The organism is Staphylococcus sp. EG-SA-15, assembly GCF_017151895.1.
Classification (GTDB): domain Bacteria; phylum Bacillota; class Bacilli; order Staphylococcales; family Staphylococcaceae; genus Staphylococcus; species Staphylococcus aureus.
Map to the genome: position 1 here is coordinate 156253 of NZ_JACVZN010000001.1, position 23694 is coordinate 179946.

31 protein-coding genes and 1 riboswitch are annotated in these 23694 nt (G+C 30.6%); of the genes, 11 read left to right on the forward strand and 20 right to left on the reverse strand.

Annotated elements, in window-relative coordinates:
* Positions 1-37: 37 nt before the first annotated feature.
* Together sufD and sufC are read right to left on the reverse strand one after the other, a co-directional pair.
* Complete coding sequence (gene sufD / locus IDG64_RS00760) at positions 38-1345, reverse strand: Fe-S cluster assembly protein SufD (RefSeq protein WP_000205572.1); 1308 nt, start codon at positions 1343-1345, stop codon at positions 38-40.
* Positions 1346-1442: 97 nt separating this feature from the next.
* Positions 1443-2204: a Fe-S cluster assembly ATPase SufC gene (sufC, locus tag IDG64_RS00765; protein ID WP_000168845.1), complete on the reverse strand. Its 762-nt coding sequence runs from the start codon at positions 2202-2204 to the stop codon at positions 1443-1445.
* 327 nt (positions 2205-2531) lie between these two features.
* Here sufC and popT point away from each other — a divergent pair, with 327 nt between their 5' ends.
* Positions 2532-3383 carry a polyprenyl-phosphate transporter PopT gene (gene popT, locus IDG64_RS00770; protein WP_001183854.1) on the forward strand — a complete coding sequence of 284 codons (852 nt, stop codon included), beginning with the start codon at positions 2532-2534 and terminating at the stop codon, positions 3381-3383.
* 233 nt (positions 3384-3616) lie between these two features.
* Here popT and IDG64_RS00775 read toward each other — a convergent pair whose 3' ends face one another.
* The 9 genes from IDG64_RS00775 to IDG64_RS00815 all read right to left on the reverse strand — a co-directional run bounded on the left by IDG64_RS00775 (position 3617) and on the right by IDG64_RS00815 (position 10008).
* Complete coding sequence (locus IDG64_RS00775; protein ID WP_000752917.1) at positions 3617-3811, reverse strand: CsbD family protein; 195 nt, start codon at positions 3809-3811, stop codon at positions 3617-3619.
* A 353-nt stretch (positions 3812-4164) separates the two neighbouring features.
* Positions 4165-4986 carry a MetQ/NlpA family ABC transporter substrate-binding protein gene (locus tag IDG64_RS00780; protein WP_000732334.1) on the reverse strand — a complete coding sequence of 274 codons (822 nt, stop codon included), beginning with the start codon at positions 4984-4986 and terminating at the stop codon, positions 4165-4167.
* Positions 4987-5003: 17 nt separating this feature from the next.
* Positions 5004-5699: a methionine ABC transporter permease gene (locus tag IDG64_RS00785; protein WP_000520233.1), complete on the reverse strand. Its 696-nt coding sequence runs from the start codon at positions 5697-5699 to the stop codon at positions 5004-5006.
* Complete coding sequence (locus IDG64_RS00790) at positions 5692-6717, reverse strand: methionine ABC transporter ATP-binding protein (protein WP_000571218.1); 1026 nt, start codon at positions 6715-6717, stop codon at positions 5692-5694. The genes IDG64_RS00785 and IDG64_RS00790 overlap by 8 nt, the downstream gene beginning before the upstream one ends.
* Before the next feature lie 88 nt (positions 6718-6805).
* Positions 6806-6909, reverse strand: a riboswitch (SAM riboswitch).
* Positions 6910-6966: 57 nt separating this feature from the next.
* Complete coding sequence (locus IDG64_RS00795; RefSeq protein ID WP_001065801.1) at positions 6967-7263, reverse strand: thioredoxin family protein; 297 nt, start codon at positions 7261-7263, stop codon at positions 6967-6969.
* Positions 7256-7642: a toprim domain-containing protein gene (locus IDG64_RS00800; protein WP_001018962.1), complete on the reverse strand. Its 387-nt coding sequence runs from the start codon at positions 7640-7642 to the stop codon at positions 7256-7258. The genes IDG64_RS00795 and IDG64_RS00800 overlap by 8 nt, the downstream gene beginning before the upstream one ends.
* A gap of 414 nt (positions 7643-8056) precedes the next feature.
* A complete protein-coding gene (locus tag IDG64_RS00805; protein WP_000932211.1) occupies positions 8057-8935 on the reverse strand; it encodes a YwqG family protein in 879 nt (292 codons plus the stop codon).
* A gap of 178 nt (positions 8936-9113) precedes the next feature.
* The gene (gene gcvH / locus IDG64_RS00810; protein WP_000290489.1) at positions 9114-9494 is read right to left on the reverse strand and encodes a glycine cleavage system protein GcvH; all 381 of its coding nucleotides are present in this window, start codon (positions 9492-9494) and stop codon (positions 9114-9116) included.
* Between the two features lie 157 nt (positions 9495-9651).
* A complete protein-coding gene (locus IDG64_RS00815; protein WP_000589549.1) occupies positions 9652-10008 on the reverse strand; it encodes an arsenate reductase family protein in 357 nt (118 codons plus the stop codon).
* A 143-nt stretch (positions 10009-10151) separates the two neighbouring features.
* Between IDG64_RS00815 and IDG64_RS00820 the strand changes: the two genes are divergently transcribed.
* The gene (locus tag IDG64_RS00820) at positions 10152-10472 is read left to right on the forward strand and encodes a thioredoxin family protein (protein WP_001190694.1); all 321 of its coding nucleotides are present in this window, start codon (positions 10152-10154) and stop codon (positions 10470-10472) included.
* Between the two features lie 149 nt (positions 10473-10621).
* Here IDG64_RS00820 and IDG64_RS00825 read toward each other — a convergent pair whose 3' ends face one another.
* Both IDG64_RS00825 and aroD read right to left on the reverse strand, forming a co-directional pair.
* A complete protein-coding gene (locus IDG64_RS00825) occupies positions 10622-11161 on the reverse strand; it encodes a nitroreductase family protein (RefSeq protein WP_000422908.1) in 540 nt (179 codons plus the stop codon).
* 82 nt (positions 11162-11243) lie between these two features.
* Positions 11244-11960 (reverse strand): type I 3-dehydroquinate dehydratase, encoded by a 717-nt coding sequence (aroD, locus tag IDG64_RS00830; protein ID WP_000150020.1) that lies wholly within the window; start codon positions 11958-11960, stop codon positions 11244-11246.
* Between the two features lie 147 nt (positions 11961-12107).
* Here aroD and IDG64_RS00835 point away from each other — a divergent pair, with 147 nt between their 5' ends.
* The 3 genes from IDG64_RS00835 to IDG64_RS00845 all read left to right on the forward strand — a co-directional run bounded on the left by IDG64_RS00835 (position 12108) and on the right by IDG64_RS00845 (position 14196).
* Positions 12108-12530, forward strand: coding sequence for an organic hydroperoxide resistance protein (locus tag IDG64_RS00835; RefSeq protein WP_000974465.1), 423 nt, complete (start codon positions 12108-12110; stop codon positions 12528-12530).
* A 398-nt stretch (positions 12531-12928) separates the two neighbouring features.
* Entirely contained in the window at positions 12929-13423 is a 495-nt protein-coding gene (locus IDG64_RS00840; protein ID WP_000569884.1) for a GNAT family N-acetyltransferase, read from the forward strand.
* Between the two features lie 155 nt (positions 13424-13578).
* On the forward strand, positions 13579-14196 hold the full coding sequence (locus IDG64_RS00845) for a LysE/ArgO family amino acid transporter (protein WP_000255553.1): 618 nt from the start codon (positions 13579-13581) through the stop codon (positions 14194-14196).
* A gap of 72 nt (positions 14197-14268) precedes the next feature.
* Here IDG64_RS00845 and IDG64_RS00850 read toward each other — a convergent pair whose 3' ends face one another.
* Positions 14269-14850, reverse strand: a complete 582-nt coding sequence (locus IDG64_RS00850) for a histidine phosphatase family protein (protein ID WP_001140697.1) — start codon at positions 14848-14850, stop codon at positions 14269-14271.
* A 224-nt stretch (positions 14851-15074) separates the two neighbouring features.
* Here IDG64_RS00850 and IDG64_RS00855 point away from each other — a divergent pair, with 224 nt between their 5' ends.
* Entirely contained in the window at positions 15075-15311 is a 237-nt protein-coding gene (locus tag IDG64_RS00855) for a hypothetical protein (protein WP_000368687.1), read from the forward strand.
* Here IDG64_RS00855 and IDG64_RS00860 read toward each other — a convergent pair.
* On the reverse strand, positions 15308-15511 hold the full coding sequence (locus IDG64_RS00860; RefSeq protein ID WP_000145163.1) for a sterile alpha motif-like domain-containing protein: 204 nt from the start codon (positions 15509-15511) through the stop codon (positions 15308-15310). The two genes, IDG64_RS00855 and IDG64_RS00860, sit on opposite strands and share 4 nt — an antisense overlap.
* A 340-nt stretch (positions 15512-15851) precedes the next feature.
* Here IDG64_RS00860 and tsaA point away from each other — a divergent pair, with 340 nt between their 5' ends.
* The 5 genes from tsaA to IDG64_RS00885 all read left to right on the forward strand — a co-directional run bounded on the left by tsaA (position 15852) and on the right by IDG64_RS00885 (position 17738).
* A complete protein-coding gene (tsaA, locus tag IDG64_RS00865; protein WP_001059690.1) occupies positions 15852-16112 on the forward strand; it encodes a type II toxin-antitoxin system antitoxin TsaA in 261 nt (86 codons plus the stop codon).
* A 28-nt stretch (positions 16113-16140) separates the two neighbouring features.
* Positions 16141-16329, forward strand: a complete 189-nt coding sequence (tsaT, locus tag IDG64_RS00870) for a type II toxin-antitoxin system toxin TsaT (protein WP_000052076.1) — start codon at positions 16141-16143, stop codon at positions 16327-16329.
* A 187-nt stretch (positions 16330-16516) separates the two neighbouring features.
* Positions 16517-17086, forward strand: coding sequence for a lipoprotein N-acylation protein LnsA (gene lnsA, locus IDG64_RS00875; protein WP_001106652.1), 570 nt, complete (start codon positions 16517-16519; stop codon positions 17084-17086).
* Positions 17087-17173: 87 nt separating this feature from the next.
* Positions 17174-17458 carry a hypothetical protein gene (locus IDG64_RS00880; RefSeq protein ID WP_001004394.1) on the forward strand — a complete coding sequence of 95 codons (285 nt, stop codon included), beginning with the start codon at positions 17174-17176 and terminating at the stop codon, positions 17456-17458.
* A gap of 61 nt (positions 17459-17519) precedes the next feature.
* Positions 17520-17738, forward strand: coding sequence for a hypothetical protein (locus IDG64_RS00885; protein ID WP_000005884.1), 219 nt, complete (start codon positions 17520-17522; stop codon positions 17736-17738).
* A 494-nt stretch (positions 17739-18232) separates the two neighbouring features.
* Here IDG64_RS00885 and IDG64_RS00890 read toward each other — a convergent pair whose 3' ends face one another.
* From IDG64_RS00890 to vwb, 5 genes are all read right to left on the reverse strand, one after another.
* Entirely contained in the window at positions 18233-18433 is a 201-nt protein-coding gene (locus IDG64_RS00890) for a cold-shock protein (protein WP_001059082.1), read from the reverse strand.
* Between the two features lie 356 nt (positions 18434-18789).
* Positions 18790-19476, reverse strand: coding sequence for a thermonuclease family protein (locus IDG64_RS00895; RefSeq protein WP_001566557.1), 687 nt, complete (start codon positions 19474-19476; stop codon positions 18790-18792).
* 340 nt (positions 19477-19816) lie between these two features.
* Entirely contained in the window at positions 19817-20287 is a 471-nt protein-coding gene (locus tag IDG64_RS00900; protein ID WP_000824472.1) for a hypothetical protein, read from the reverse strand.
* A 334-nt stretch (positions 20288-20621) separates the two neighbouring features.
* Positions 20622-21644 carry an extracellular matrix protein-binding adhesin Emp gene (gene emp, locus IDG64_RS00905; RefSeq protein WP_000728072.1) on the reverse strand — a complete coding sequence of 341 codons (1023 nt, stop codon included), beginning with the start codon at positions 21642-21644 and terminating at the stop codon, positions 20622-20624.
* A 350-nt stretch (positions 21645-21994) separates the two neighbouring features.
* Positions 21995-23527, reverse strand: coding sequence for a von Willebrand factor binding protein Vwb (gene vwb / locus IDG64_RS00910; protein WP_064288702.1), 1533 nt, complete (start codon positions 23525-23527; stop codon positions 21995-21997).
* Between the last annotated feature and the right edge of the window lie 167 nt (positions 23528-23694).

The following is a 23694-nucleotide window of genomic DNA, read 5'->3' on the forward strand; positions in this document are numbered from 1 at the left end:
CAGTCTATATCTATTACAAACTTTTATTTTCAAAATATTATTTAGAAACTTTGCGTTCAATTACTTCTCTCAATTGACGTTTAACGTCTTCGATAGGTAATTCACGTACTACTGGATCTAAGAAACCATGTATAACAAGACGTTCCGCTTCTCTTTGAGAAATACCACGACTCATTAAATAGTAAAGTTGATCTGGATCAACACGACCTACTGATGCAGCATGACCAGCTTGTACATCATCTTCATCAATTAATAAAATAGGATTCGCGTCACCACGAGCATGTTCAGATAACATTAATACACGTGATTCCTGATTAGCAATTGATTTAGTTCCACCATGCTTAATGTAGCCGATACCATTAAATACAGATGATGCATGTTCTTTCATAACACCATGTTTAAGGATATAACCATCTGTTTCTTTACCATATTGTACGATTTTAGATGTTAGATTGATTTTTTGTTCGCCTGTACCTACAACTACTGATTTAAGTGAACTTGTTGAACGATCACCAAATAAATTTGTTGTATTATCAATAATTTGGCTACCCTCATTCATTAAACCTAGTGCCCAATTAATTGAGGCATCCGCTTCAGTAATACCACGTCGAATGATATGACCTGTAAAGCCTTTATCCATATAGTCCACTGAGCCATATGTGATATTTGAATTTGCACCAGCAATCACTTCAGAAATAATATTTAATTGATTTCCTTCACCAGATGCATTTGATAAGTAATTTTCAACATATGTGACTTCGGCGCTTTCTTCAGTAACGATGATAACATGGTTATAAAAGCTTGCATTTTCGTCGTCGTGCAACACAACGTATTGTACTGGATGTTCTACAACTACATTTTTAGGAACATAAACAAATACGCCACCATTAACTAATGCCGTGTGTAGCGCTGTGATACGATGTTCATCTACTGTTACTGCATCTTTCATAAAGTACTTTTGTACTAAATCACTATGGTTCATAAGAGCGTCTGCTAAACCTTCAACGATAACGCCATCTTTCGATGCATTATCATCAACTTGTGTGTACGCAATCGTATTATTATGTTGAATTACTAAGTTTTTAGAATGATCTACGTCAATAATTTCTCTTACTGACTCAGGTAATTGTGATAAAGATTGATAAACATCACCTTTTACATCGTGTTGTTTAAAAGAATCAAAATCCCATTTTCTTAATTTTGTTTTATCAGGTTTTGGCATTTCTAAAGTTTCTGTTAATTTCAAAGCTTTTTTACGTAATTCTGTCATCCAAGAAGGTTCATTGTGGGCTTTAGAATAATCAACAAGTTGTTCTTCAGAAATGTTCAAAATATCAGTTGTCATAACTTTTTCCTCCTACTTGATGAAATTTACTATTTCGTATAAATGTTCATTTTCATCATATATAGATGAACATCTCATGGATACTGTATTAATAAGATTATTCAGCTGAACCGAACTCTTCTTTAACCCATTCATATCCTTCTTCTTCAAGACGTTTTGCTAATTCTGGACCACCAGATTTAACGACTTTACCAGCATACATTACATGTACTTTATCAGGAGTAATGTAATTTAATAATCGTTGATAGTGTGTAATCATTAATGCACCAAAGTTTTCCCCACGCATTTGGTTAATACCTTTAGATACAACTTTTAATGCATCGATGTCTAATCCTGAATCGATTTCATCTAAGATTGCAAACTTAGGTTCTAACATCATTAATTGTAAGATTTCGTTACGTTTCTTCTCTCCACCTGAGAAACCTTCATTTAAATAACGTTGTGCCATGTCTTTATCTATGTCTAGAAAATCCATGTTTTTATCTAATTTCTTAATAAATTGCATTAAGTTGATTTCTTGTCCTTCTTCACGTTTCGCATTGATTGCTGAACGCATGAAATCAGCATTTGTAACACCTGTAATTTCTGATGGATATTGCATTGCCAAGAATAATCCTGCTTTTGCTCTTTCATCAACTTCTAATTCTAAAATATTTACACCGTCTAAAAGTACTTCTCCTTTAGTTACTTCATAGCTTGGATGTCCCATAATTGCAGATGATAAAGTTGATTTACCTGTCCCGTTTGGTCCCATAATCGCATGTATTTCATCAGTGTTAATTGTCAAGTTAACACCTTTTAAGATTTCTTTATCCTCAATAGACACATGTAGGTCTTTGATTTCTAATGTTGATGCCATTTTATATTCCCTCCGTAAAATATAAAGTTTTCTTAACTAGTTTATAATAATTTTAATTTGTAGTCAAAAAGACTTTGTAATAATGCGTTCAGTTAATTATAACTTACTTATACCTTAATATAAACAACTTAAACCCTTTTTATTATTTTTAATAACTCTAAAGTACAACTCTAATCCTCTCTCTTTAAAAATATAAATGATAATAAGTGCACATAATTTCTCAATGGATTTTATGAATTTAAAATATGTTATCATTTCACTAGGACATTTGTAATATGGTATGATGCTATTTATGATTTTATTCCAATCGTTTGAAAGGAGTTATTCATGCAACAATTTAAATGGATTAATATTCTAAAAGGTTTTGCTATGGGAACGAGTGACTTGGTACCTGGTGTTAGCGGTGGGACTATCGCATTATTGTTAGGTATTTACAATCAATTTATCGCTTCAATTAGCGGCATATTCTCACGACGTTTTTGGCCAAGTTTTACATTTTTAATCCCCATTATAATTGGAATGTTACTGGCAATGGGATCACTAAGTAATCTTTTTAATTATTTATTAAGCCAACACCATATTCCAACTATGTTTTTCTTTGGTGGATTAATCATTGGTATCGTTCCATATTTATTGAAAATTTCTAACTATAAAACGTCATTTACAACTAAACATTACATGATGGTTATAGCTGGTATCGCTATCTTAATTGTTATTACATTAATGAATAATGGCGATAAACATGCTGGAGAAACACTTACTCTATCAACTGGTCTTATTATTAAATACTTTATTGCAGGTATGTGTGCATCTAGCGCTATGTTACTCCCAGGTATTTCAGGATCATTTATGTTATTAGTATTTGGCGTCTATGGTACGGTCATGCTAGCAATATCTGAAGTTGTTAAACTTAACTTTACCGGTCTTCCTATATTACTTGCAGTCGGATTTGGCGTGCTTGCTGGATTCATTATTTCAAGCAAAATTATCCAGTATTTCCTAACACATCATAAACTAATGACTTTTGCATTAATCATTGGTTTTGTTGTTGGCTCCCTCTTTGCAGTATTTCCAGGTTTACCAACTAACATCGTGATGTGGTTCGTTTCATTAGTAGTATTTATCATCGGTTTTATTGTAAGTTTGACTTTAGGTCGAATTACCGCTGAAAATGAATAATCATTTTAGGGGTGATAAAATATATTCAGTATCTCGTTAATCATATGCAATATATGTCTCATTTTGTATACATATTATTGGATATCATTAGCGAGTTTTTATTTAGTTTTTTTTCTAACATTAAAATAATTATTAATAAATTTTGGTATCCACTTTTTTAATACAAAAACCACCTAGCCGATGGTTATACCGACTAAGTGGCATGTGCAGTGTATTAGGAATAAAAAGTAAAATTACTCGCCTTTGTTACCTTTTACTTTATCAATAAAATCAGTTGCTTTTTCTTTTGCATTTTCAACGAATTCTTTCGCTTTACCAGAAGCTTTATCTTCTTTACCTTCGTTTTCTAAATTTTTATTATCAGTAACATTACCTACTGTTTCTTTAACATTACCTTTTGCTTGTTCAAATTTACTTTCGTCTGCCATAATAAATGCCTCCTCGGAATAATTAAATGTTATATATAATACTTACCCACTGAAAAATTATCTAAACATTTTACTTAAATAATTTTTGATATTGATTTGACGTCATTTTATAACTAGCGAAATAGATTCATCATTAACTTGAGGGAGTGGGACTGAAATAATAAAGAATCACTAATGATTTATGATGTATTAGTCACTAGCCATGTGAAATTAAAAATAAGAATAAATGAGTAGCACGCATGCATATAGGATTTTACTTTATCCGTAATAGCATCTCATTCCTAAATATCATATAAATACCTGTTTAAATTAAAAAGCCCAGCAACATCACGTTACTGAGCCATTAATATGATTTATTTAGCAGGAATAACTGCACCATTGTATTTTTCATTAATGAAGTCTTGAATATCTTTAGATTGTAATACTTCAATTAATGCTTTGATTTTCTTATCATCTTGATGTCCTTCTTTAACAGCAATTAAGTTTGCATAAGGATTATCTTTCGCACTTTCTACAGCAATAGAATCTTTTTTAGGATTTAGTTTTTGTTCGATTGCAAAGTTCGAATTAATGATAACAGCATCAGCGTCTTCATTTTGATAAATTTTAGGTAAGAATTCTGCTGATTGTTTATTATTAAACTTAATATCTTTTTTATTCTCTGTAATATCACTAAACTTAGCATCTTCAATTTTTACGCCTTTTTTGATCTTAATTAAACCTGCATCAACGAAGAATTTTAAGAAGCGTCCTTGTTCAGCTGGATTATTAGACACATAAACTGTTGCACCTTTTGGTAATTCTTTTAAACTTTTATACTTTTTAGAGTATACAGCCATAGGTTCTAAGTGAACATCACCGGCACTTACGATTTTGTAACCTTTATCCTTTTTCTCTGTGTTTAAATATGGTGTATGTTGGAAATAGTTTGCGTCAATTTCACCTTTGTCTAGTAATTTATTAGGCGTAGTGTAATCGTTAATTGTTTTAATATCTAGTTCATAACCTTTTTTCTCTAATAATGGTTTTGCTTTTTCTAAAATTTCAGCATGTGGTGCTGGTGAAGCACCTACTGTTATTTTCTTGTCGTCACTGCCACTTTTGCTTCCATTACCGCAAGCTGCTAATACAACTGCAAATGTTAATACTAAAATAAGACCAAATAATTTTTTCATAAAATGAAACCCCCAATTTATCGTTTATCAAGTTTATTTGTAAGCCAATCCCCAATGAATTGGATTATAAATACAATAATTAAAATAAAAACTGTTGATACTAAAATGACATCATTTTGATTTCGAGTGAAACCTGTTAAGTATGCTAAATTTCCTAAACCACCGGCACCAATTACACCTGCAACTGCTGTTGAACCAACTAAAGCGATTGCTGTAACTGTAATGCCAGACACTAGCGCTGGCATGGCTTCAGGTAAAAGGACTTTACGAATTACTGTCCAAGTATTAGCACCCATTGACCAAGCCGCTTCGATGACACCTTTATCAATTTCTTTAAAAGCAATTTCTACGAGCCTTGCATAAAACGGCGCTGCGCCAATAATCAAGGCTGGTAACGCACCTGTCGGACCACTTATCGTTCCAAGTATCAAACTTGTAAATGGAATTAATAATAAAATTAAAATAATAAATGGTATCGCTCTAAATAAGTTAACAATGAAAGAAACGATAGAATAAAATAACCTTGCACCGATAGACTTACCTTTAGCAGACAAGAATAATAACACACCTAAAATAAGACCGAGTATAAATGCAAATATAGTTGAGACGACTGTCATGTATAGTGTTTCGACTATTGCAGTCCAAACTTCTGGCCACTGAATATTAGGCATTGTAATCATTTCATTTATAATTTCACTAAATGATTTACCCATGTCTTAACACCTCCATTTTAACTTGTCGCTCAATTAACTCTTTTTCGAATTTTCCGAAATCTACACTTGAAATATATGGAATATGCAGAACTAAAAAGCCGACTGTTCCATTTTTTGTATTTTTAATATTTGCTTCTAAAATATTAATTTTAATATCATAGGCAGTTGATAGACTCGATACAATAGGCTCGGTTGTTGTTGAACCAGCGAAAACTAATCTAACGATATAAGCATCTTTTTCTAATGGCTCTAATTCTGTTAAAGATGTTTCGAAATCATCATTTAAATCGTCTTTCACAAATCGTTTTGTCACAGTGTGTTGCGGATTTTCAAAAACCTGTGTCACCGGTCCTTGTTCTATCACTTTACCACTTTCCATAACTGCAACTTCATCACAAATACGACGAATGACATGCATTTCATGCGTAATTAGTACAATTGTTAAATTTTGTTGTTCTCTAATTTTTAGTAGTAGATCTAAAATTTCATCTGTTGTTTGCGGATCAAGTGCACTTGTTGCCTCATCACAAAGCAAGACCGTTGGATCATTAGCTAACGCTCGTGCAATCCCAACACGTTGCTTTTGTCCACCTGATAACTCTGATGGATAAGCCTTTTCTCTACCTTTTAAACCGACGAGTTCGACAAGTTCTAATGCTTTTTGCTTAGCTCTCCTTCTAGGGACACCTGCAATTTCAAGCGGAAACATAATATTTTTTAACACAGTCCTTGACCATAACAAATTAAAATGTTGGAAGATCATACTTACTTTTTGTCTTTTTGCTCTTAATCCATTTTTGGACAATTGACCTATATGGTCCCCATCTATAATAACTTCGCCTGATGTAGGCGCTTCTAAATGATTAAACATTCGAATCAAAGTACTTTTTCCTGCTCCAGAAAAACCAATGACGCCATAAATCGATCCTGCTCGAATCGATAAATTAACGTGATCTACAGCAAGGACTTCTTTATTTTTAGTCCGATATTCTTTAACAACTTCTTTTAATTCAATCACGTTGATTCCTCCCTGTGTTGCTTAATAAAATAAAAAATGCTTTCTCAATATCGATAGAAAAATTGAGAAAGCAATAGTAGTATTGTTTCTCTCATCTTCAAAAGTTAAAACTTTATGTGAATTGGCACCATTTCTATATAAGACGGTTGCCGGGCTTCGTAGGGCACATCCCTCCACCACTCTCGATAAGAGTTTACGCATCATTTAATTTGTATTAATCCTAACACCTTAGTAAAATTTCGTCAATAACTATTTTAAATTTTCTAACAAATCAGTCACCGATTTAAATGCATAAATTCGTTTTACTTCTTTATCTTTATTCATCAACAATAAAATCGGCGTAGACATGATTTGCATATCTTTACAAAACTGAGGATAAAAGTTTAAATCTATTTTCAATAATGGTAACTGCAATATTTCATTAGCAATGTCTAACATTCTTTCTGAAACCTTACAAGTACCACACGTTGGTGTATAACCAAAGATTAAATGTTTGTCTTCCTCATAAAATGTAGTTACATCTTTGATGTCTAATGAATTATTCATTTACTAAAACTAACCTTTCATTATTTATATTCGGTAAAAGAGGTGTTTCTTTCTTACAAGTAAAGCCATGTTTTGAAAGTACATGCGCCAAATATTGTTTGGGGCAATTCGCAACTTGACAGTAAGTTTTATCAATAAATATATGTTCACTTTCACTCAAATAACGTTTAAACCAATTTCTAATTCGATCTCCTTCGTCATCAGAATCGGCTAATACAAAAACTTGTTTATCATATAGTGATTCTATCATATCATCAAGCTTATCTATACTCATTGTTCCATGAGTACAAATAATATTGACTGGTTCTGCAATAACCTGTTGCACCCTTTTTTTATCAGATTTTCCTTCAACAATTATCACTTTATTTACAATAGCCATCATCATCACCCTTTAAAATCAATAAACATCTGTCACTGTATCATTTCACAAAATTGGTATGAATAAAACATAAATCACAAAAAATTTAAACTAGCTTAATATAATAATTACAAACTCAATGTTTGACTAGCTGTAACATTTAACATAAGCAGACAAAGGCTAAGTCAAAAATCAACATCCTAAAATCTACAATGTTGTATTACCAATAGTTAACCAAAAGAAAATACACCTATAACAAACTTTTCAATCATAGCGGGGCCCCAACACAGAGAAATTGGACTTCCAATTTCTACAGACAATGCAAGTTGGGGTGGGACGACGAAATAAATTTTGCGAAAATATCATTTCTGTCCCACTCCCTAGATTGATCTATAGATACTACACTTATTAAAGTAATATATTTTTATGATTCTCTTAGCTGCAATCCCATGAATACATGTAATCATCAAACTTCATAGCCTCAAGGTCAGTAGATTTTACTAAGATATTGGCAATACCTAAATCACCCCATATAATCGAAGAATTACCATCTCTTGTAGAATCAATTTGCAGTAAGACTCTATCATACATTTTCAGTTCTTGATCGTTCGTTCTTGGATCTATTTGGTCAAAATATGGATAACCACCAAGTTGATTAAATGGTTCCTTAGCAGTAAATGTGTTACACACAGGTTCCATCAATTCATCATAACCACCAAACATTGATTTTAGCGCGAAGGATGGATTGACTTTATTCCACAATGCAAGCACGTCCTCATCGTACTTATAATCAGTACATGTAATAGTTTGTTTCGACAATCTAAATTCTATAGAAAATGCTCCACTGAACGGGATATCCTCATTATCAGCATCTAATGACTTTAAATGCGCTTGAATATTTTCGAGAGATAAATCTGTAATTGGCTCTTTTATATAAACAAGCCTTGAGTTTATATTGTTTCCCTTTAAATTTTCAGACATACCATACATTTGATCTTCTGAACTAATCCAAAACTGCAATATCCCTTCTTTTACAGGAAATAATTCTTGTTGTTCTGGAAGATTATCCAAATTAATCTGTGCTAACAATACCATTGGTACATTATTTTCATCTAATGGTATATCTTTAAAAGATTTTAAAAATGGCATTCCACCAATCTTACTCTGGTTTAATGTTTCTTCTTTCATCTCTTTTAGATCCATTTCAATACATGGTAGTACTGGTAAATTACCGTTTTCTACAGATTCTACGAAACGGTTATATGCTTTTTGCTCCTTTTTAGAAAGATGACTAACGTCTTGAATGTTTAGCATATTAACTTCCCCCAATTTTTATTTTTAAAATAGCTAAATTCATTATTTTCATCATTCTTGAATAATAAAATGTAGCAATACTCCAAATAATAGTACCTAATAAATTTTCTTTCATATTATTTACTTACTCAGACTAAAAATAAACTCCTCAATCTTAGATTAAGGAGTTACACGGTGATTATTCACCAATCATTTCTGAATATTTTTCAGCTGTTAATAAAGCTTCAATCTGACTTTCATCACTAATTTCTACTTTTACCATCCATGCTTTTTCGTATGGAGATTCATTTACAAATTCGGGACTATCTTCTAGTTCTTCGTTGACTTCAACTACTTTACCAGAGATTGGTGCATATAATTCTGATACAGTTTTAACTGATTCTACGCTACCAAACGTATCCCCTTCATTAATTTCATCATCTGTTTCTGGTAATTCAACGAAAACAATATCACCTAACTCGCTTTGTGCGTATTCTGTGATTCCAATTGTTGCTACATTACCTTCAACTTTAACCCATTCATGCTCTTTTGAATATTTCAATTCATTTGGTACTGCCAAGAGAATCCCCTCCTAATTAATCTTTACATCATTAATGATGCCATAAGGCTAGATGCTATTCAACTATATTTATAAAAATTAACAATTGTATAGCTTATTTCATTTTACATGTAATGAATCTAAATATCGAGATATTTAGTAAACGTTTACATTTCACTTACGCTAACCAAGTCTCTTTATATTGATCTTCTTTAAATCCTAATGTTATCTTATCGCCCATTACTGCTAGAGGACGCTTTACTAACATACCATCAGATGATAACAACTCTAACTTTTCATCATCTGATAAAGTTTGTAATTTATTTTTCAAATCAAGCTCACGATATTTCGCGCCGTGTGTATTAAACAATTTATTAATTTCTACGCCTGTATTTGCAATTATTGTTTTAAATTCATTTATTGTAGGTGTATGTTGAACGATATCAATTGGTTCATAACTTACGCCATATTCATCTAAAAACTTTGCTGCCTTTTTACAAGTTGTACAATTCTTATATTGGTAAAATTTAATCATACGACTGCAACCTCCTTTATGTATTTAAAATAAATATATCATTTTCCATAGCAAAAGGCTTTCATTTTGAAGCTAAAATTTTTTATTATGATATAAATTTAGCTATAATAAAAATTATTAAACTATCTAGAGGAGTTGTTACAATGCAATCAATCAAAAGTAATGAATCATTTAAATCTGTAATTAATAGCGATACACCTGTAATTGTTAAATTTGAGGCAGGATGGTGCCCAGACTGTCGTGCTATGGATTTATGGATTGACCCAATCGTAGAACAATATAATGATTACCAATGGTATACTGTTAATCGTGATGAATTAGAGGATGTAGTTGTTGAAAATGAAGTTATGGGTATCCCTAGCTTGCTAGTATTTAAAAACGGCGACAAAATTGCACACCTTCATTCAGCAAATGCTAAGTCACCTGATCAAGTTGAATCATTTTTAGCAGAAACTTTTAAATAAATACTAAAATAAAAATGTGTATATACTGCACAATAAAAAGCTGAGACTGTGATTGTACCGACTCTAATAAGTTAGATTAAATCTCTAACTCGATAGATGTCCATCAATTCATGACTCAGCTTTTATTAATGTTTCTATAATTATACATATTAATATAATGTAATTAAGTTTCTATTTTTACGTGGTGCTTTAGGCATATCTTCTTCTAAATCCGTTAAATATAAGAATCCAGCAAGAACTTCATCTTTCTTTATACCAAGTGTTTTTCTTACTTTAGGATCATAGATATATAATGGCGATTTCCAACATGTACCTATTCCCGCTTCATAAAGTAACAACATAAGATTTTGTGCATATGCACCAAATGCAAAGTAGTTTTCATCATTTTGACGTTGTCTTGGATCTGTTTTTAAAATAAGCAATAACATGCCACCTAGTTTCGTAACTGCATCATAATGACATTGTTGCTTATCTAATTCATTAGGAAATGCAAATTTAGAAATATCCTTACTCATATCTCCTAATCTGTCTTTCGGAACATGCACAACTCTCCATGGTTCCCTCATTCCGTGATTTGGAGCATCAGCAGCTTTCTCAATTGCTTGATATAGCAATGCGTCATCTATGTGCATATCTCTTTTAAATTTTTTCACACTTCTTCTATTAGCTATTGCTTGTTGTAATTCCATCTAAAATCGCTCCTCCACGAACAATGATAATACTTCTCAATTATAAGACAGCACTTACACAAAAGCAACCTAATTCATTTTATTAGTATAAAGTCACTTGTGCTTTTAAATCAGTAACATCAATCTGTCCTGGAGCTTGTGGTACTCCGATACAACCATAAGTCAACGCACCACCAAAAACGCCTTGAGCCGTTCTACTTATTAGTCCAAGTTTAGACATTGAAATACCAACAACTTTGCAGTCCATAGTATCTGAAAATGTAGACATTGCCTGCAATAAATTTAACACATCATTTTTATTATGTGGCATTACTGCTAATTTAACGTATTCTGGGTTGAATTTTTGCATTTTAAAAAATATAAATTGCAATTCATCTAACGGAGGCGTACTTTCGAAATTATGATGTGATATAACCACCTCTTTATTATACTGTTGCAAATGTGTAATGATTCGTTGATGTTTTTCAATGTCAATATCTGCTTGCCATTCTATATCAATCATATCTATACCATTGATATTTGCTAAGTCTGATATTAAATTAAGATACGAGTCATTTGTAAATTGCCCATAGCCACCTTGTAACTTTGTACGATACGTAACTAATAATTTGAATGAATCTTGCATAACCTTCAGCTTTGTAATCATTTCTGCCACTTGATTAACTGTGACATTTTCAATTTGATCAATTCGTAATTCTAATACGTCTATTGCATCAATACGATGATTAATTTTTTGAATTAAAGTTTCTTCGATAGATAATTGTGGCGCGATAGTCGCTACTACTTCCACATGTGTCATAGTGAATCCCTCATTTCAGATACTCATTATTTTTATTGTAAACAACAACTTTTTATCCTTCAATCAAACAATGCTATAAATGAAAATGATTAAGGTATTTTCGAATGGGTAAAGCATAAATGTATTTTAAATTAGGAGGTTATAAGTATGGCAATACATTATGAAACTAAAGCGACGAATGTTGGCGGACGTAAAGGACATGTTTATACTGATGATCGAACGTTAGATATTGATATCGTTCCGCCTGCTCAAGCAGATGGTAAAGCTACTAACCCCGAACAATTATTTGCAGCAGGTTATGCATCTTGCTTCAACGGTGCCTTCGACCTAATTTTAAAGCAAAACAAAGTGCGTGATGCTCATCCAGAAGTAACACTAACAGTGAGACTAGAAGATGATTCAGACTCAGAAAGTCCTAAATTAAGTGTTTCAATTGATGCAACAATTAAAAATGTTATATCTCAAGAAGAAGCTGAAAAATATTTACAAATGGCTCATGAATTTTGTCCATATTCAAAAGCGACTCAAGGAAATATTAATGTCGATTTAAATGTAAATGTTGTAGATTAGCATTAACTTAAAGAGATTATTCAACTTTATTAATAAAATTCACATAAAATTCAAATTTGCCAACCAAAAATTTTTGGTTGGTTATTTTTTCTATTCGTGATTGAAATTTCTGGCAATATTTAACTGAAAATGATTGTCCCTTAGTCATCATGAATGTGACCGGTTCCAATACTGGCTTGACTTCTTCGCATACCGTCTACAAATAAAAGTCCAGTGTCGACCAATAACCAATTCCATAATTTCCTGAACTTAAAAATAAATATAATTAAATTGATAATCCATTTACAAGAATGTGCATATAAATCAGTGATTGCAAAATTTTAATAAACATTTTAATATGTAATTAAGAAATTTTTTTAGTACAAAATCTTTCTTAATAATGATTAAGGAGGTCAGTAATGATTGAAATTAAAACATTAACGAATAATGATTTTAATGAGTATAAGAGACTTGTTTCGACAGTCAATGAAGAATTCACTCAAGATTCACATTATAGTCAAACAATGACTGACACCTTAATACATGACATTTTAAATCAAGGTTCACCGAAATGTATTGTATTTGGCTGTTATGAAAACGAAACACTTATCGCAACAGCTGCCTTAGAACAAATTCGATACGTTGGAAAAGAACATAAATCATTAATTAAATACAACTTTGTTACTAATAACGATAAATCGATTAATAGCGAGCTCATTAATTTCATTATTAATTATGCACGGCAGAACAATTACGAATCTTTACTTACATCAATTGTGTCAAACAACATAGGTGCTAAAGTTTTCTATAGTGCACTAGGATTCGACATTCTTGGTTTTGAGAAAAATGCAATTAAAATCGGAAATACCTATTTCGATGAACATTGGCTTTTTTATGATTTGATTAATAAGTAATACAGTTTTATATATTCTACATTTCTCATAAATTCAAATCATATATTAATCTATTTTTCATACAACTACTCTACTATTGAGTAGTTGTTTTTTATTTGGTATGATATCAATAAGTTTTTTCAGAATATTCTATGTTTTAGGGGTGTCAAAACTTAATGGTAACCGCAATTATTCATGGATTTATCTTAGCGATTGGTCTAATTTTACCTTTAGGTGCACAAAATGTATTTATTTTTAACCAAGGAGCTAATCAACCAAAATATAGATATGTATTGCCTGCAATAATTACAGCCGGGTTGTCTGACAGCTTACTTATTATTATTGCAGTGGTAGGAGTATCTATCATTATTATGTCTTTACCTGTACTTCAAGCAATTATTTATATAGTTGGTTTAATTTTCTTGATGTATATGGCTTGGACCATTTGGCATGATAAACCCTCAACAGATGGAGAAGCTCAAATTATGTCTCCAATGAAACAAGTAAGTTTTGCTTTATCAGTTTCATTACTCAATCCACATGCTATTTTAGATACAATTGGTGTAATTGGTAGTAGTGCTGCATTATATAGTGGCAGCAATAAAATTGCGTTTACAATCGCTTGTATTAGCGTTTCATGGTTATGGTTCTTTTTACTCGCAATTTTAGGAAAAATGGTTGGATCAATTGATAAAACCGGAAAATTATTAACAATAATCAATAAAATATCAAGCATAATAATTATTATTGTTGCTCTAATGATATTACAAAAACTTATTCAATTAATATTCTAAAGCGTTTTATAGTTGTATTTTAAAAGCGTTATACAAAAAACATACTTGTGTCTATGTATAACGCTTTATTTATTATAAATTTGGATCAATTAACTCAACAAATTTAAATGTTCCATTGTCATATTCAAATTTCAGGATATTACAATTACCGATATTATGCTTTAATGCTTCATCTAGTTTAAGGCAATATCTTAAAAATACTCCCATTATTGTTCCATGACTCACGACTAATGCATTATTCTTTGTTTGAGACATAATGTCATGTAAAGTTTTCACAATGCGTTCCTCAACTTGTTGCCTTGCCTCTCCTTTGAAAGGAACAATTCGATCTCCGAATAAGTCCTCAGGCTTGTATAGATTATCAAATAGATAGACTGACTCACCTTCAAATAATCCAAAATGCCATTCCTTCAGTCCCTTAAAACGTTGATACGATTGGTTAGGTGCAACATTTTCAAGTGTGTCACTTGCGCGTTCTTGCGTTGATGATGCATATAAATCGAAGTTTATCCCCTTAGTTTCATAATAACTACGTGCCTTTTGAGCTTGAGCAATTCCAAGTTCTGTTAGCGGCGAATCTCCAAATCCCTGAATTAGTCCCTTAAAATTAAACAAAGTTTGTCCGTGGCGCATTAAATATAACGTTTTAGCCAACAATAACACCTCTTCAATAAAAAGTATTGATAGCTCAAAATGTATTCTCTTTTTATTAAAATGAGTACCAAATATATTAAACCATTATTTAAACTTTTTCGGTAGCGAAAACCTTTGCTTTTGATGTACATTTTTTTCATAAGTAATGATGATTTTAGTTTAAAAGATAATGTGACGGGGTAAAACGCAATGAAGAGTACAGAATTTTAAAGGAGTGAGTGTTTATGGATAATCATAATCAATGTAATTATGTGAATCCACAAAATGTTTCACTTGACTGGGAATGTTTTATAATTAGTAAAAGTGAAATGTTGTTAGATGGTGTACCAAATGAACTTATCAACACTTGGTTAGATAAAGACATTATTACACCATTTTCGATAAGAAATGATGAAATAAACTTTAAAACAAAAGATATTTGGGATGCACTAATACATCATAATTGGTACTACTCAAATTAATTTGCCATATATAAGCTAATAGCTCTATTTGTAGTTTCAATTAATTGATGATCTGTGTAATTAGACATCACATATGCTCTAATTACTTGGTGTCTTTCTTCTAATCGAGGGAATGCTTTATCTTCACTAACGTGTTCGGCCAATATACCAAATGGTGTGTTATCATTTTGAAAACCCATGATGAAATTGTAAAACGTCATAAGACTTGCCCCCTTCTTTTATTAAGCGCTATTTAAAGTGTTATTATTAATCTTATCAGAAAACTAGTATTTGTAAATGTGCAAAAGTGATTTTGCACATTTTTTTGATATCTGATTCTAAAAATATTAACGAATTATACAACTTTAAGAGTTTTTAGTATGTAAATATTCTTTTCATATTAATACTATACACCCCTATATATGCTCACTTGTTTGAATTAATAAACTTTAGCATTCTACAAATAATATTTTAAAAATAACTATACTTTTTATTTACCTATTGGAAAATAGTGTTATCATATTTATTAAGAAGCTATTTTTATACTAGTAGGTGTCAGTCATGAATAACATTTTGTTAAATGCTATCAATATAGTTATTACTACCACTTTTGTTATCTTTAATATTTTAATCACATATAATAAAGATTTAGATGATTTATGTTGGCTCCTGCCTGGTATTATCATTTGTGGTGTGATACTCATCGTATCCTTTACCATTGCAATGATAACTAAAAACTGGTTAAGTGAAATATTATTTTTTATAAATATCGTACTCGTTCTATATTACATTTATCCTATTTTTTATAGTTTTATAGGTTAATAATTACGGTATATAAGGAGGGTTTCACATGTCTTTACATTTTGCAATTCTGTTTTGGCTAGCATTAATTTTCTTAGTTGCCGCTACGTTTATACTCGTATTAATGAAAAAAACTGGCAAAGAATCTAAAAAAGAGTCCTATTTAAGTTTCACTGTCATTCTCTATATTTTTGGATTCGCTATATTAATATACACATTTATATTTGGTGTGCTATAAATGAAATTCATTTTATATCCAGTCTGAAGCGTCTCAATGATGTTTCAGACTGTTTTTTATTCTTAATAGACATTTCACACTCTCATACTTTAATATTTAAGGTATGTTTTAGTCTTACAAGCTTATTAAAGATTACAATTCTAATTTAAGACTATTTACATATATTTCTTCAACAAGGAGCTTTTAAGTGAACTATATTAAACGAACGATAATTTTACTTATATTATTCGTTGTCGTATCCCCTATAAACTCACCAAAAACAATTGCAGATAATAAGTATTCAGAAATTCAAGATGACAAATTCCAATTACAACCTGGTGATATTATTGTTACAAAAGGCCCTGTCATGTGGGGATTTTTTGGTCATTGTAGTATCGCGATTGATGATAAAACGATTTTACAAATTGAGGGGCCTGGCGACAAACCAACTACACAATCCTTCGAATCTTTTAAATATAATTATGCAAGTGGCAAAAATGATTGGATGAAAGTTTATCGTTGCAGCTATCCTGGTGCAGGTAAAAAAGCGGCTGACTGGGTTAAGAAAAACTATGAAAATACAAATCATCGTTATCTAGTTACATTAAATTTGAACAGCAAAAAATTTACGTATTGTACTAAAATTATCTATCAAGCTTATAAATTTGGTGTAAGTGAAAAATCAGTTAAAAGTTATGGACTACATATTATTTCACCCTATGCAATTAAAGATAATTTTATAGATCCATACAAACTAAGGCTTGTTAAAGCTTATTAACACAGTTTCATCAAATAGTTAAATTAGTTTGTGTTTTGCAATAAATTGGGTATAGATTACAAATGATATTTCAGGAGGCCCAATATTTTGAATGAACTAACTAAAGAACAAAAGTATACAATAGCTAAATTTTACAAATTATATATTGAACGTTCGAATAAAGGAGAAACAGAAACAGTCGCTAACTTTTTTGGCGATGCTAAAGATGCACGTGAAAACTATTTTTGCGATCGTGATTATCAAGACTTCTTAACTAACTGCCAAATTTTAATTCAAAACAAATACTTAACTGGTGAAATTTTGGACGATAACATTTACAATATTTCTATTTTAAACAAGACATTTATTGAATTTGAACAAAATTTTGGTTGAACATGAATGTCTCAACTATAAACTTTTTAACCCTATTTTAAAGCAGGAGTGAAAAACATACATGAGTGAATGGCATATTAATAATCAATCTACAAAACCTTTTTTAATACAACAAGCGGAAAAGCAATTGTCTATTGTTAAACCATTGCCTAATGGTAGCTTCCAAATACTCACAGAAATAGATTTGGAGAATGGCAATGTTAGTAACATCGATCATTCTCTACTTGTTTCAGTAGACCCCAAAGCATTAGAAATAAGTATATTTGACGCTGTAAATTAAACGCAATATTTTTATTTAATTATTTTAATGTCCCGCCTTTTAAATGAAAACAAGATTACTGAATTATTATGAGATTTTAAAAACAATAAATATTCTCAATAATTAATCAGTCTTAATAAAAAATTAACAAAAAGTTGATTAGTTAAATTATTAATTAAGTAGTAAGATATTATGCGATGTGGTATCCTATTATTGTTAAACATTTTGAGTGTTTAACATTACTTCTTGTTATCGCCATATACAGACTTTAATTCTCGTCATTATTAAAGTTCTGTATTGGCGCTTTTTTTATTCAAAATCAAAAGTCGGACAGATGAAAAGTAAAAAGCTTTTCCATCAGTTCGATTTATTTTAGAACCATTATATATTGTTAGATCTCCACCTATATTTATTGGACAAAAAAATAACAGCTAGTGCTTTTACCACACCAACTGTTATCGATTTAAAGCATAAAAAAACAGCCCTATAGTAAGGACTGTTTGAATAAGTTAAAATTACATTTTAACTACGTTTGCAGCTTGCTCGCCACGGTCGCCTTCAACGATGTCGAATTCAACTTTTTGGCCTTCTTCTAATGATTTGTATCCATCTTCAGCGATTGCTGAGAAGTGTACGAATACGTCGCTACCATCTTCTCTTTCGATGAAACCAAAACCTTTTTCTGCATTAAACCATTTAACTGTACCGTTATTCATATTGAATACCTCCGTCGTGCTTTTGCACTAAATATTTTGTAACAAATTCATAAATGAAAAGGAGAATATTCTATATAAATAACTCACATTTTTCTTCACGCTCTTTATTACTTAACTTTCATTATACACTTTTAAATATAGAAGTAAAGCATTATTTTATTTTCTGTGATAATACACATTGAACTATATAGTAACATTCCATTTTAATACTAAATTTAAAATTTTTATTTTCTAATATTAAATACACTTACTTTTGATACTATTTACTTTTTTAATTCTGAATTGATAATAAATCATATCGTGATCTAAAAATTATAAAAGTGCCACTAGCAGCAGTGACACTTTTACAATGAGCATTATTGACCTGAATCAGCGTTGTCTTCGCTCCAAATATTTAATTTCTCTTTTTTTGCTTGTGCTTCACTTTTTCTTAAAAGTTGTTCATGTGTATTGTTAGGTTTATAAACATAAGCAACTTTAGCCAAGCCTTGACGAACTAAAGCTTCGTTTACCATTTTTCCATCAGCATAAATATACGCTAAGCCACGTCCATATTTATCAGTTCTTTGACCTTTGTCAAACTCGACTTCAATTTTCTTTGCATTTTCTACCATTTTTTTCGTAAATGCACTTGCTTCAGGACCATATTTCTCTACACCTTTTTTAGGATGCTTTGTTTCAGGTGTATCAACCAATAATAGTCTGAATGTCATTGGTTGACCTTTGTACATTAATTTAACCGTATCACCATCAATCGCTTTAATTAATGTCGCAGGTTCTTTATGTAATTTTTTAGTTGAAGTTGCACTATATACTGTTGGGTCTTCAGAACCACTTCTATTTACGCCATTATCTGTTTGTGATGCATTTGCTGAGCTACTTAGACTTGAAACTACAACTAAAGTTAACACTAAGCAACTAGTAGTGAAATAGAAAAACCTCTTTGCGTATTGCCCTTTCGAAACATTACTGATAGCCATCCCTATAAGTAATATTGAAACGATTGCCATACATATGCCAGCACTTAATAAGTATTCTGTCATAACTAACACCTCTTTCTTTTTAGTTAATTTTAATATTAAACGTTAATTAATTATAATTCTACATTTTTACAATTAATTAATAAAAATTTAATAATTATAATAAAATAACTATACTTACTTTTATGTATTTTCTATATTTTAGGTGCCAGAACTTATATATTTAGCCTTATTTGTAAAATTAAAAAGCCTACAACATGAATCGTTGCAGACTATCATATCGAGACAAAGAGGTTTATTAGTGTCTCTATATCTATGTGGAATTTGAAAAGATTATTTATAATATTTACGGGGATAAATTGTCATTTAAAAACGAGATGTATAACTTATAATTTACTTTGGATTAGCGTTGTAATCCATTATAAACCTTATCAATTTGTTTATTGAAATAGTTTTGATGCGGTTTGCTTAATGTGTTAACTTTTTGTTTGGCTTTCATCCTAGCATCAGCACTTTGTGTATCTTTATAGTTCTCTACTAAGCTTTGTGCTTCTTTAACATGATCACGTCTAATAACGCGTTTGTCACGGTCTGTGAAATGTGATGAGTCAATTTCACTATAACCAACCATAGCTCCTGATTTACCGCCCATTGTTAATATGTTGAACTCCATCAAGTTTGAATTGCTATTAGATTGAAAAATATTAATTTGAGCATGTTCAACTGTTATAACTTTCTCTTCCGATACAATTTCAGTAAATTGCTTAGTATCATTTGCGCCACTCTCTGTTACTAATGCGTTTGCGTGATTAGAATGCCATAATTGAGTTGCACAAATTACACCCATTGTTAGTACTAATACTTTCCTTTTCATTTGTTTATGCTCCCTTATTTGCTTTGATATAAAAACCGACTTTTTCACCCTGTTTTCTTCGCCATTGAAAATTATATACCAATATTTTAGAAACAATAATTAACTTGCGATGAACAAACTATTAACAATAATCTTGAGTATTATATTTATCTTAATTAATAATATATTTATTTAAGATTATGTTACTTCCAACTTTCAAAGTAGAAAAACGGTATAATTTGTTGATGGGTGTTTATTGATAAACTGCAAAAAATACAGCCTACAACCACATAGATTGTAGACTATATTTAAAATAATAGGTATTTATCATATCTCGTAAACTTAGTGCCAATTTTTATACTCGTGGTGCTGGTAAGCTACCCTTAAATTCAGGAACGTAGTGTGTAGGGCTATAACTTGGAACAGCATATTGATAATTTACATTTTTGATATTTAATGATGGTTTCCCAATTTTATAACCATTTGATTGTGAAAATGAGAAATATTTCTTCACACCTTTAACTACTTTATAAGAATAGAAGTATTTATAGTCATATGCTTTATTTACTTTAGCATTTTGATGTGTTGCTGTTGTGTTATTTTGGAAACTTGGTACATGCATACGATGTGAATTGTGACCATATGGTGGAATTACCTTGAAACTATTTATTTGTGGCACAACACAAAAGTGATTAATTTTAATGCTAGCATGCCCTGGTGTAACAAATTTATGCGCGTGATATCCAGGAACTGCAAAATGATGCTTGATAATTAAAGATTGAGATGGATGTGTATATCTAGGCGATTCTGATGGTTTAACAATAAAGTGTTTATTAATAGAATCCTTTGCATGATTTACATGTTTATGTACATGTGTTGATTTGTATGAAGTAATAACTTTCTTGTAGTGGGTTTGCGTAGTAATGAAGTGGTGGTTTACTTTGTTTTGCGTAATAAATCTATTTACTTCTGGGCCTTTAGCAACAAAATGCTTATCAACTTGTTGTGAAGCTGGATTGTTTGTTGTTACATTCACGCGATTATTGATTTCTTTGTACTCTGGTACAATGTTTCCTAACTTTGATTCTGGTACGGCAAAGTTTTTATCTACAATTTTACTTGCTGCTGAAGGATCCGAAATCTTATTCAATTTGTCTTCAGAAACTACAAAGTTTTTATTGTCAGTTAAATTACTAACATTTACTTTTGGTGCTTTTTTAAATTCATTGTAAGATGGAATAATTTTATTAATTCCTGATTCTGGAACTACAAATTTTTTGTCAACACTCTCTGTCACTGATGCTTTAGCGTTATTTGAATTGATAAGTTGTGTAGCAAATAGCGTGCTCATAGTTAAAACTAATAATTTCTTTTTCATCTGTTATTTCTCCTTTATATAGACTCAATATTATAACCAATTTAATTTTCCTGTTATATTCACTAACAGCATTATATACCAGAATTTTCAGTATAATAATTAACTTGAAGTAAACGTTGTCTTAACATTTTTATTGTTTTTCAGCTTAAAATTAATTATTGATATTGATAGTTAAGCATAATAATTTTTTCGTAATATAAAGTGAAAAAAGTAATAGTCCACACCTGTTTAGAATGTGGACTATACTAGATTGCATCATTGAAATGATAACTTAGATATTATTTATTGCTAGTTTAAAATGTTATTATTTTTTCGACAAACTCATTATTTGCTTTGCAGCCATGCATTAATTATTTGCCATTGTATACTTTATTGATTTGTTTATTAAAACGTTTTTGATGACCTTCACTTAATGTATTTACTTTTTGTTGTGCATTTAATCGGTCTCTATAACTATGTGTATCTTTATAATTATCAACTAACTTTTGAGCTTCTCTAACGTGTTCACGCTTAATTACACGCTTCTCACGTTCAGTTAGATGAGAAGAATCAATTTGACTTATACCAACCAGTGATCCTGATTTTCTACCAGGTAAAGCAGACGTTTCTTCAAATTCAACAACATTATTATGCGTGTGATTTGAAGTTGTTGGTGATTGATGCGTTGTTGTGAAATCATGACTTTCACCATTTAATCCAACTAATGGTTTTGGTGTTTTGTAAACGATTTGTTGCTGAGTTTGACGCTCAACTGTAGGCATTGGTACCTGAGTCGTTGTTTCAGTATATGTAGTCGGTGTTGTTGGTTTCTTTGTTGGTGCAGAAACAACAAGTTGTTTGTCATTTGCGTTATTAAAACGTTGCTTGTGTTCAAAATCGTATTCTAATGATACAACCGGTTCTTTTTTACTTTTTTGTCTATCTAGAAATCTTGCTTTTCTTTCTTCAGCTCTTTTTTCATATTCAGCTTTTTGCTCTGCAGTTACTTCTTTTGAAACAGATTTATAATTTTGAGAATCTAAACTTCTTTTACTTCGATTACTTCTTTTTGATTCGTCAGTTTTTGCTGCTTCAGTGTCATACTTTAATTTATTAGCATTATTAGTATTTGTTTCTTTCTCTTCTTTAGGCGCTAATGTTGGTATAGATGTTGGCCTTTGTTGTCCAATTTCTCCAAAGAATTCATCAATAATAGTTTCTAAATCCTCTTTTTTATTATTGAACATTCTTTGATTGGTAGCCCTCTTCTTTTTTCTCTCTTCATCTTTATAACCAAGAATCATATCTAATTTGTTATATAAATCTTCTACTTCATTTTTATTCGAGTGATAAAATGTATAACCTATCATTAGTACTTGATTTTCAAGAGTGTTTAATTCCGTATCAGCTTTAGTTTGTTCCTCATTGTTATATTCTTTTAACTCTGGATTTTTATTATTAATTTCTTCGATTTCTTTTGAAAATTCTTCACGATGTTTTTTTAATGAATTATAAATTGACTCATATCTTTCGTGTGTTAACCCCAGATAATTTGATGTATTAGTATTAGTATTTCTATTTTTTATTTTTTTCTCTTCACTAAAAAATTTTTTTAATGCATCATCTTCAGCCATAAATTTTTGTTGATACTTTTTAACTGCTTCTTTGTATTCTGGTTCCTCATATTTTTCATAATCTGCAAATGATAATGACGATATTAACATATCTAAATTTTCTTCATATTTATCACTAGTTATTGTAGTGCTTCTTTTCCCATTTAATTTCAATGACTCAGATTTATATGGATTCTCTTCCCCAGAAACCACTGCACTTGCACGATTGCTTTCCCAAATTTGTGATACACATAATGCTCCCAATGATAAAACTAGCAATTTATTTTTCAACTGTATTTTCTCCTTAATTTTCCTTAATTAACAACCTACCTTACACCCTATTTTTTCGCCAAGCCAAATTATATAACATCTACCTTTTTAAAATAATTAACTGTTGATGAATTAATTATTAATTATATTCAAACAATATATTTGGAAAATCCAAGTAAAAAAGCCAC

Bases quoted from the DNA above. Each gene is read 5' to 3' on its own strand.
- IDG64_RS00805 (WP_000932211.1), bottom strand. From the start codon at position 8,935: ATGCTAAACATTCAAGACGTTAGTCATCTTTCTAAAAAGGAGCAAAAA.
- tsaT (WP_000052076.1), top strand. From the start codon at position 16,141: ATGTCTTTACATTTTGCAATTCTGTTTTGGCTAGCATTAATTTTCTTA.
- aroD (WP_000150020.1), bottom strand. From the start codon at position 11,960: ATGACACATGTGGAAGTAGTAGCGACTATCGCGCCACAATTATCTATC.
- IDG64_RS00780 (WP_000732334.1), bottom strand. From the start codon at position 4,986: ATGAAAAAATTATTTGGTCTTATTTTAGTATTAACATTTGCAGTTGTA.
- IDG64_RS00860 (WP_000145163.1), bottom strand. From the start codon at position 15,511: ATGACGTTTTACAATTTCATCATGGGTTTTCAAAATGATAACACACCA.
- emp (WP_000728072.1), bottom strand. From the start codon at position 21,644: ATGAAAAAGAAATTATTAGTTTTAACTATGAGCACGCTATTTGCTACA.
- tsaA (WP_001059690.1), top strand. From the start codon at position 15,852: ATGAATAACATTTTGTTAAATGCTATCAATATAGTTATTACTACCACT.
- IDG64_RS00900 (WP_000824472.1), bottom strand. From the start codon at position 20,287: ATGAAAAGGAAAGTATTAGTACTAACAATGGGTGTAATTTGTGCAACT.
- IDG64_RS00835 (WP_000974465.1), top strand. From the start codon at position 12,108: ATGGCAATACATTATGAAACTAAAGCGACGAATGTTGGCGGACGTAAA.
- IDG64_RS00890 (WP_001059082.1), bottom strand. From the start codon at position 18,433: ATGAATAACGGTACAGTTAAATGGTTTAATGCAGAAAAAGGTTTTGGT.
- IDG64_RS00895 (WP_001566557.1), bottom strand. From the start codon at position 19,476: ATGACAGAATACTTATTAAGTGCTGGCATATGTATGGCAATCGTTTCA.
- IDG64_RS00845 (WP_000255553.1), top strand. From the start codon at position 13,579: ATGGTAACCGCAATTATTCATGGATTTATCTTAGCGATTGGTCTAATT.
- IDG64_RS00825 (WP_000422908.1), bottom strand. From the start codon at position 11,161: ATGGAATTACAACAAGCAATAGCTAATAGAAGAAGTGTGAAAAAATTT.
- IDG64_RS00785 (WP_000520233.1), bottom strand. From the start codon at position 5,699: ATGGGTAAATCATTTAGTGAAATTATAAATGAAATGATTACAATGCCT.
- popT (WP_001183854.1), top strand. From the start codon at position 2,532: ATGCAACAATTTAAATGGATTAATATTCTAAAAGGTTTTGCTATGGGA.
- IDG64_RS00815 (WP_000589549.1), bottom strand. From the start codon at position 10,008: ATGATTAAATTTTACCAATATAAGAATTGTACAACTTGTAAAAAGGCA.
- IDG64_RS00800 (WP_001018962.1), bottom strand. From the start codon at position 7,642: ATGGCTATTGTAAATAAAGTGATAATTGTTGAAGGAAAATCTGATAAA.
- sufC (WP_000168845.1), bottom strand. From the start codon at position 2,204: ATGGCATCAACATTAGAAATCAAAGACCTACATGTGTCTATTGAGGAT.
- sufD (WP_000205572.1), bottom strand. From the start codon at position 1,345: ATGACAACTGATATTTTGAACATTTCTGAAGAACAACTTGTTGATTAT.
- IDG64_RS00885 (WP_000005884.1), top strand. From the start codon at position 17,520: ATGAGTGAATGGCATATTAATAATCAATCTACAAAACCTTTTTTAATA.
- IDG64_RS00820 (WP_001190694.1), top strand. From the start codon at position 10,152: ATGCAATCAATCAAAAGTAATGAATCATTTAAATCTGTAATTAATAGC.
- IDG64_RS00795 (WP_001065801.1), bottom strand. From the start codon at position 7,263: ATGAATAATTCATTAGACATCAAAGATGTAACTACATTTTATGAGGAA.
- IDG64_RS00840 (WP_000569884.1), top strand. From the start codon at position 12,929: ATGATTGAAATTAAAACATTAACGAATAATGATTTTAATGAGTATAAG.
- IDG64_RS00775 (WP_000752917.1), bottom strand. From the start codon at position 3,811: ATGGCAGACGAAAGTAAATTTGAACAAGCAAAAGGTAATGTTAAAGAA.
- IDG64_RS00855 (WP_000368687.1), top strand. From the start codon at position 15,075: ATGGATAATCATAATCAATGTAATTATGTGAATCCACAAAATGTTTCA.